Raw genomic sequence first — 8,473 nt, 5'->3', positions numbered from 1 at the left:
TGGGGACGCTGCGGGGTGTGGGGACGCCCCAGTTGATTCAGGCATAGGGGATGAGCGGGACGCATGAGGGCATATGAGGCACATTCTGTTGTGCCGCCTGCCGCGAGAACGGTGCCGGACGCGTCGCACGACGCCATGTACGCCGCACAGCACGGCGCGAAAATGATGCCCGCCCTGTACAACCCCAGTGGGGGCAGACGTGTCCAACTGGCGTGGCAGAGGTTCTCGACTTCTCCCCCAGGCTCTTCGAACGGGGGGTATCTCCAGCGGCGCCCCGCGGCGCGGCCCTGCGGCCGTCCCGCGCGGCTCTCCGCCCGCGTGTACCCGGCGGCCTTCCGGTGATCGCGCCCATGCCCGCCGCGCGGCCCGCCCGCATACCGAGTCAGCGTGACGGCGCCGAGGAGACCGCGGCGGCCGGCACCACCGTCGACCATCTCACCGAGACCTATCGCGCGCACTACCGCTCCCTGCTGGGCCTGGCCGCCCTGCTCCTCGACGACACCGCCTCCTGCGAGGACGTCGTCCAGGAGGCGTTCATCCGCGTCCACTCCGCCCGCAGGCGCGTCCGGGACCCGGAGAAGACCCTCGCCTATCTGCGGCAGACGGTCGTCAATCTCTCCCGCTCGACCCTGCGCCGCCGCATCCTCGGCCTGAAGCTGCTGTCCAAGCCGATGCCGGACATGGCGAGCGCCGAGGAGGGCGCCTACGACCAGCTGGAGCGGGACTCCCTGATCAAGGCGATGAAGGGCCTGCAGCGCCGCCAGCGCGAGGTCCTGGTGCTGCGGTACTTCGCGGACATGACCGAGGCGCAGGTCGCCGAGACCCTGGGGATCTCGCTCGGCTCGGTCAAGGCGTACGGCTCGCGGGGCATCGCGGCGCTGCGGGCGGCGATGGGAGCGCGGAAGTGAGCGAGAAGCGCCAGGAGCCCGAGGAACTCGAGGCGCGCGAGCGGCGTGAGGCGCGTGGGGAGCGCGAGGAGCGCCGGGAACCCGGGCAGTGCGAGGAGCGCGCGGAGCGCGCGGACCTCGAGGAGCTCGGGGAGAGCGGGCCGGACGAACCGGACGAGCCGAGCGAGCCGGACGAGCCGAGCGAGCCGGAGGAGCCGAGCGAGCCGGAGGAGCCGAGCGAGCCGGACGAGCCGAGCGAGCCGGACGAGCCGAGCGAGCCAGGGGGGCGGAGCGAGGACCGCGAGAAGGAGAACCGCGAGGGGCAGGGGGACGAGGAGCGCGACGCACACGAGCCCCGCGCCCACCGGGAACCGACGCGGCCGCACGAGCACGAGCACACGCCGACGCACCCTGGGAACGGAACCGTGAACGACAGCCCCGACGACCTGAGTCTCGACGGGCTCGATCCGGACGAGCTGGAACTGCGCAGACTGCTGCACCAGGCGGTCCAGGACATCGAGCCGCGCGAGGGCACGCTGGAGCACTTGCAGCGCGCCATTCCGGCCCGGCGCGCCCGCAGGCGTCAGGTCGCCGTCGGCATGGCGGCCGCCGCCCTGTTCGTGGGCACCGCCGTCCCCGCCCTGGTGCACGTCTCCCGGGCCACCGGTCCCGACGCCCGTCCGGCCATCGCCGGCCAGGCCTCCGAGGCGCACGGCGGCACGAGCCAGGGCAGGGGGCCGGAGCAGGGCGGAAGCAGTGCCGGCACCCCTTCGGGCGAGGCCACCGCCGGCCAGGGCGCGGACAGGAGCGAGGACGGCCGCAAGGACGGCGGGGAGACGAACGCCGGCGGCGGACCCGGTGCCGGCGCGGGCAGCCCCTCGGCGACCGCCGGCAGCGGGACCCCGGTGTGCACGGCCTCCCAGCTCGGCTCCGCGACCGCCGGTGTCGAGGCCCCCGACCCGGCCGGTGTCGTCTACGGCACCTTCCGCATCACCAATGTCTCCGCCGAGGGCTGTACGGTTCCCGGCCCCGGCACGGTGACCTCCCTCGCGCAGGGCGCGGCCGACGGCACCCGGATCGGTGTGGTCCAGCACACCTACGGCGGCCCGGCGGCCAGGCTGCCCGCCCCCTCCGCGGAGACTCCCGGACTGCTGCTGCAGCCCGGTGCGGCGTACGAGGTGAAGTTCGCCTGGGTGCCCTCCCAGACGTGTCCCACCACCGGGGGCGGCACCCCCGGCGACGGCGAGACCGGCGATCCCGTCGTGCCCGACGAGTCCCCGACGCCGGGTGCGGGCGACCAGGAGCCGGCGACCGACGGCGGCGACTTCGGCCCCACGACCCAGATGTTCAGGGCGGACGGCCCGGCCGACGGCAGCGTGGTGGTCTCCTACATCCCGGAGACGGGCTCTCCGACGGTGTCGACGACGCTGACGAACGCGTGCGTGGGCACGATCTACCGGACCGGGGTGCTGAGCGCGTCGTAGGACGTGCCGTGCGGGCTGGTCGCAGGCGTGCCGTACGGGCTGGTCGCAGGCGTGCCGTGCGGGCGGTGCACCGGTGCCGGGGAGCGGGCCGGCCGCGGCTCACACCGCGGCGGTCTGCTTCTGCTCCTCGTCCTCGCCCAGGCCCAGCTGCGCGTCCCGGACCGCCTCCACCTCGCGCCGGAACAGCCGGAACCACATGAAGACCACGAACCCGGCGAAGACGAACCACTCGCCGGTGTAGCCGAGGTTCTGGAACGCCTTCAGGTCCAGTCCGCTGTTGTTCGGCGCCTTCTTCACCGGCACCGCCGCCATCCCGGAGTCGCCCTCGTTGAGCGTCACCCAGGCGTCGTAGACGTCATAGGGCACGAGGTTCACCAGCGAGGCCGCGCTGATCGCGGCGGTCTGCCCGGCCGGCAGTCCGCCGCGGGCGCTGACCCCGTTGTCCCCCGGCACCTCGGAGGCCTGGAGCGCACCGGTGACCGTGACCTCGCCCGCGGGCGGTGCCGGGGCCTTCTCCGGGTCCGGCTCGCCCGGCAGCCAGCCGCGCACGACCGGCAGCGCCTTGCCGGAGTCGGTGCGCAGCAGCGTCAGCACGTAGTACCCGCGCCTGCCGTTCAGTTCGCGGTCCGGGACCAGCAGCTGTTCGCCGTACCGGCCGGTCGCGGTGGTCTGCCTGCCGAAGGTCCGCTTGTCCACCGGCAGCAGCTCCTCCAGCGGACGCGGCGCCTCCTTGCGCTGGGCGGCGATCTTCTCGTCCGCGGTCCGGTGGTCCTGCACCCGGTCCTCGAACCGGCCCAGCTGCCACGAGCCCATGAGGACGCAGAAGGGGATGGCGAGCAGCACGAAGAGGTTGATGCCCCACCAGCGGGGCGTCAGCAGAAACCGGTACACGCCTCCCACGGTACGGTGCCGGACGACCCGTCCGGGCCGCGGGGTGGCCCGGACGGGCCCCGTGTCCACAGGCTCTTCTTCCGGTCGCGGGCTCTTTTTCCACAGGCTGGGGAGGGCGGTCGGCACGTTGTCCGGGAAACCGGGCAGTATGGGGTCATGACTGAGAGCAACGGGTCCGACTCGCCGCGGCAGCCCGGCCGGCGGGCGCTCGACGAGGAGATGCCGGACTGGGAGAAGCGTTTCCGTGCGCCCCGGGTGTCGCTGCCGGACTGGGCGGAGGACGCACCGGAGCGTTCCCTGTTCGTGTCCAACGCGACGGGGACGTACGAGCTGTACGCCTGGGACCGGACGACGGGTGAGCAGCGGCAGGTGACCGACCGGCCGAACGGCACGACGGACGGGGTGCTCTCGCCGGACGGGCGTTGGATCTGGTGGTTCGACGACAAGGACGGCGACGAGTTCGGCATCTGGCGGCGGCAGCCCTTCGAGGGCGGCCCCGACGAGGTGGCCGTGCCCGGCCTGGAGGCGTCGTACTCGGCGGGGCTGGCGCTCGGGCGGGACGGGCGGACGGCGGTCGTGGGCCGGTCGACGGACGAGGAGGGCACGACCATCCACCTGGCCCGCGAGGGCGAGGAGCCGGTGGAGATCTACCGGCACCGCGAGTCGGCGGGCGTCGGCGACCTCTCGCACGACGGCACGCTGATCGCCATCGAGCACACGGAGCACGGCGACGCCATGCACCCGGCGCTGCGCGTGCTGCGCCCGGACGGGACGACGGTCGCCGAGCTGGACGACACCAAGGGCGGCACGGTCGAGCTGGGCCTGGAGGTGCTGGGCTTCGCCCCGGTCGAGGGGGACACCCGGCTGCTCGTCGGCCACCAGAGGCGGGGCCGCTGGGAGCCCATGGTCTGGGACGTGGCGACGGGCGAGGAGACGGACCTGTCCCTGGACCTGCCCGGCGATGTGAGCGCGGAGTGGTTCCCGGACGGCAGCGGCCTGCTCATCGGGCACAGTTACGAGGCCCGCAGCGAGCTGTTCCGCTACGACCTGGCCACCTATGGGCTGACGAGGATCCCCACCCCGCGCGGCACGGTCTCCGGGGCGACCGCCCGCCCGGACGGCAGTGTGGAGTACCTGTGGTCCTCGGCGGCCGAGCCGTCGGCGGTGCGCTCGACGAGGGGCGGGGTGGTCCTGGAGCCGCCCGGCATGAAGTCGCCGGGCTCGGTCCCGGTGGAGGACGCCTGGGTGGAGGGCCCCGGCGGCCGCATCCACGCCCTGATCCAGAAGCCGGAGGGCGCCACCGGCCCCCTCCCCACGGTCTTCGACATCCACGGCGGCCCCACCTGGCACGACAGCGACTCCTTCGCCGCGGGCCCGGCCGCCTGGGTCGACCACGGCTACGCGGTGGTCCGCGTCAACTACCGGGGCTCCACGGGCTACGGCCGTGCCTGGACCGACGCCCTCAAGCACCGGGTGGGCCTGATCGAGCTGGAGGACATCGCGGCGGTCCGCGAGTGGGCGGTCGCCTCGGGCCTCGCCGACCCCGAGCGCCTGATCCTCACCGGCGGCTCCTGGGGCGGCTACCTCACCCTGCTCGGCCTGGGCACCCAGCCGGACTCCTGGACGCTGGGCATCGCGGCGGTCCCGGTCGCCGACTACGTCACGGCGTACCACGACGAGATGGAAGCGCTGAAGGCCCTGGACCGCACGCTCTTCGGCGGCACCCCCGAGGAGGTCCCGGAGCGCTTCGAGGCCTCCTCGCCCCTCACCTACGTCGACCAGGTCAAGGCCCCGGTCTACATCTCCGCCGGGGTCAACGATCCCCGCTGCCCCATCCGCCAGATCGAGAACTACGTCAAGCGCCTCGAGGCCCGGGGCGCCGTCCACGAGGTCTACCGCTACGACGCCGGCCACGGCTCCCTGGTGGTGGACGAGCGCATCAAGCAGTTCCGTCTGGAGCTCGACTTCGCGCAGCGCCATCTGCCGAAGTGAGGGACGCGCCAAGGAGTCCGCGCCGGCCGGCGCGGGCTCCGCGGGGCGCGGGTGCGGACCGGGGGACGGACCGGCCCGTGCCCGCTCCCTTCCCGCGGTCCCTCCCCGTCGCTCACGACTCCGTCCGGGACCGGCGGCCCAGCAGCTCCGCCAGCCCCCGCCGGGTCGCCGCGAGGACCACGCGGTCCTCGGACTGCAGGACATAGGTGGGAGGCAGGTCCCAGATCAGCTCCGACGCCTGGCCGGACGCCTCGGCCGGCTGCGCGGGCCCGGCCGGGTCACGGCGGCCCCAGCCGATCACCCCCACCTCCAGCGCCAGCACCCGCCAGGACCCCGGCCGGAAGGCCTCCGCCACGGTCTTGCCCTCCAGCTGCGGAAGCCCGCCCACCTCCACGGACGCGAACAGCAGCACCCGCCGCTCCACGGGGATCGCCCCCAGGATCTGCCGCCCGAACATCGCTCCCGCGAACGAGGGCGCCGCCAGGTGCGACACGCTCCGGCTGCGGGTCAGGGCGTTCGGGTGCGCCGCCTTCAGCGTGCGGTACACCGCCGTCGCGAAGTCGTCGTCGTACAGCCGCAGCATCACCCGCAGATCGGGCCGCACCGACCGCGCGTACAGCACGGCCTCCAGGTTCGTGGTGTCCTCGCTGGTCACCGCGAGCAGCACATGGGCGCGATGGATCCTCGCGGCCTCCAGCACACCCTCCTGGGTGACGTCCCCCAGCACCACCGGCACCCGCAGCCGCCGCGCCGTGGCAAGGCCGCGCGCCTCCGGGTCGGCCTCCACGCACACCACCGGGATCCGCAGCTCCCGCAGCCGTGTCAGCACCCGGGTGCCGATCTTCCCCAGGCCCAGCAGGACGACATGCCCCTCCATCCCGCGCGGCGGCTTGCGCAGCGAGGCCGCCGAACGGAACGTGCCCAGCGCCTCCAGCGCCGCCGCCAGCAGCACCGGGAGCAGCAGCAGTCCCATCAGCCCGGACAGCAGTTGCAGCACCTGCCGTCCGACCGGCTCGCCCAGCGCGGGCTCGTCGATGGCGAACAGGTCGAGCAGCGTCAGATACAGGGCACCGAGGGGGTGGATGTCGGTCACCGCCCATAAGGCCGCCGCGAGCGCGAGCACACAGGCCCCCACGCCCGCCGCCGCCCACCGCAGCCGCCGGGAGAACAGCGAGGCCAGCGGCGGTACGGCGGCCGCGACCGCGCGGGCGCCGGACAGCGGCTGGCCGGCGGTGTACGACACCTGCTCCAGCACCACGGTCCCGCGGCCCGTGGCCGCCCGCACCGCCTCCTCGTCCGGCAGCAGCTGCGGCCCCTGCGCCCCGCTGTCCTCGGAGCCGTCCGTCCCGGCCGGGTCACTGCTCGTCGCGGACAGCAGCGCCAGGGTGCACAGCCCGGGGTCGGCGACCTGGCCCGGCGCGGGCGGCTGCCGTTCCACCGCGCGCAGCAGCAGCCGGTCGGTCTGGACGACCTTGCTGGTGCCGGCGACGGCGCTGGCGACCAGGGCGGGTGCGGCGGTGTCCGCGTCGGACAGCACGGTCGTGGAGGCGTCCACGACCGGCGCCCCCTCGCCCTGTCCGGTGGCCAGTGCCGAGGCCTGGTCGAGGAGTTCCTCGATGTGCTGGCCCAGCCGCCGGTTGTAGAGGCGCAGGACGAGCCGCAGCCGAGGATTGAGACGGCGGGCGATGAGGGCGGCGCGGATGTTGGTCTCGTCGTCCTCGTAGACCAGGGCCAGTGCCGCCGCCCGCTCCACACCGGCGTCCTCGAGGACGGACTCGGTCGGCTCGGCGGCCTCCACCTGCCGGTCGTCGCCCCGTGGCTGCCCCGGCCCGCCGCCGCCCGCCCGGTTCACCGTCACGCTCATCACGCGGTCCAGCAGCGCGGAAGCCGTGCGGGCCCGGCCCACCACCGGCGGCCGTACCGTGCGCTCGGACGGCGGCACGACCAGGGTCACCTGCTCGCGGTACACGGTGCGCAGTTCCACGGCCAGCTGGTGCGCGAGTTCGTCGTCCCCGCACACCACCATGTGCGCGCCGGTGATTCCCCGCGCGCCGCCCTGATACGGAATGCTCCCCACGAAGGAAAAGACTGCCTCATCAGGAGCGATGGTTCCGCAGGGTGTGCCGGGCCGGGCCGCGCGGGACGGCCCGCGGGGGACCGGCTCCGGCCCCGGTCCCGGGGCCGGGGTCACCCGGACGGCGGACAGTGGGCGGGAAGGGCGGCCCCGCGAGAGAATCGGAATATGAAGTTCCGTTTCGGTCGGGCAATCCCCGGGCGGGAGTGGGCCGTATATACAGATGTGTCAAGGCTCCGCTTTCCCGTGGGCCGCCTTCCGGACGAGGCACTGCTGTCCGGACTGGCCACCGGCGACCCGGAGCTCGCCGTCAGCTTCGTCCGCAGATTCCAGCACCGGGTCTTCGGGGTGGCCGTCGCGGTCACAGGAGATCCACAGCTCGCCGAGGACATCGCCCAGCAGACGTTCGAGAGGGCGTGGCGTCATGCGCAGATCTACGACTCACGGCGCGGGTCGGTCACCACCTGGCTGACCACGATCGCCCACAATCTCGCCATCGACGCCGTCCGTTCACGGCGCACGGAGCCGGTCGCGCCCGAGGACCTCGACGCGATCCTGGGCGTCGTCAGCGAGACCCCCGAGCAGCACGCCCTGGCCGACGAGGCCTCCTCCCGGCTGCGTGCCGCCGTGGCCGAACTGCCACGTGAACAGGGCCGCGCCCTGGTGATGGCCGGTATCTACGGCATGACCGCCCAGCAGATCGCCGACTGGGAACACATCCCGCTGGGCACCGCCAAGACGCGGATCAGAACAGGAATGGGAAAGCTGCGCACCACGCTCGCTCCCTTCCAGTGATCCCCTCCGGTGAGGGAACCATGTCCAGTGAGCCCGCCTGCGAGAGGCTGCGCGAGATCGGCCCCGAGCTCGCTCTCGGCGTGCTGCCGGGCCGGGAACGGGCGGGCGCCGTGGCGCACCTGGAGCGGTGCGCGGACTGCCGGGAGTACGTCCGCCAGCTGACCCTCGTGGGCGACCGGCTGATCGGGCTGCTACCCGGCAGCGAACCGCCGATCGGGTTCGAGAGCCGGGTCGCGCAGGCACTGACGCGGGGCGCGGCGGGACACGAGGGATGTCCGCACTCCCATGAGCCCGGCCCTCCGCGCCGAAGGGGGCTTCGCCGGACACGCCCGCAGCTGGCCGCCGCCGCG

The 8,473-nt window shown here is 73.8% G+C and carries 6 protein-coding genes and 1 pseudogene; 5 read left to right on the top strand and 2 right to left on the bottom strand.

The genetic code is table 11. The features are described 5' to 3' along the window. Window positions 1-212 precede the first annotated feature (212 nt). Both CCN35_RS25875 and CCN35_RS25865 read left to right on the top strand, forming a co-directional pair. Complete coding sequence (locus tag CCN35_RS25875; RefSeq protein WP_201450885.1) at window positions 213-908, top strand: SigE family RNA polymerase sigma factor; 696 nt, start codon at window positions 213-215, stop codon at window positions 906-908. Then, window positions 905-2,371, top strand: a complete 1,467-nt coding sequence (locus tag CCN35_RS25865) for a hypothetical protein (RefSeq protein ID WP_245863481.1) — start codon at window positions 905-907, stop codon at window positions 2,369-2,371. The genes CCN35_RS25875 and CCN35_RS25865 overlap by 4 nt, the downstream gene beginning before the upstream one ends. 99 nt (window positions 2,372-2,470) lie before the next feature. Here the strand turns inward: CCN35_RS25865 and CCN35_RS25860 are convergent, their stop codons facing one another. Further along, window positions 2,471-3,262, bottom strand: coding sequence for an SURF1 family protein (locus CCN35_RS25860; RefSeq protein WP_211285580.1), 792 nt, complete (start codon window positions 3,260-3,262; stop codon window positions 2,471-2,473). Window positions 3,263-3,418: 156 nt separating this feature from the next. Here CCN35_RS25860 and CCN35_RS25855 point away from each other — a divergent pair, with 156 nt between their 5' ends. After that, window positions 3,419-5,254: a S9 family peptidase gene (locus CCN35_RS25855; protein WP_086794522.1), complete on the top strand. Its 1,836-nt coding sequence runs from the start codon at window positions 3,419-3,421 to the stop codon at window positions 5,252-5,254. Window positions 5,255-5,366: 112 nt separating this feature from the next. Here the strand turns inward: CCN35_RS25855 and CCN35_RS25850 are convergent, their stop codons facing one another. Beyond that, on the bottom strand, window positions 5,367-7,280 hold the full coding sequence (locus tag CCN35_RS25850) for an NAD(P)-binding protein (protein ID WP_067397173.1): 1,914 nt from the start codon (window positions 7,278-7,280) through the stop codon (window positions 5,367-5,369). A 273-nt stretch (window positions 7,281-7,553) separates the two neighbouring features. Between CCN35_RS25850 and CCN35_RS25845 the strand changes: the two genes are divergently transcribed. Together CCN35_RS25845 and CCN35_RS25840 are read left to right on the top strand one after the other, a co-directional pair. Next, entirely contained in the window at window positions 7,554-8,123 is a 570-nt protein-coding gene (locus CCN35_RS25845; RefSeq protein ID WP_067397172.1) for an RNA polymerase sigma factor, read from the top strand. A 20-nt stretch (window positions 8,124-8,143) separates the two neighbouring features. Beyond that, window positions 8,144-8,473, top strand: a pseudogene (locus CCN35_RS25840) (hypothetical protein); the annotation flags it as partial.

The sequence above is a fragment of the Streptomyces thermovulgaris genome (genome assembly GCF_002155915.1).
Classification (GTDB): Bacteria; Actinomycetota; Actinomycetes; order Streptomycetales; family Streptomycetaceae; genus Streptomyces; species Streptomyces thermovulgaris.
Note: the sequence above shows the minus strand (reverse complement) of the source record. Positions and strands in the feature narration are given on the sequence as shown.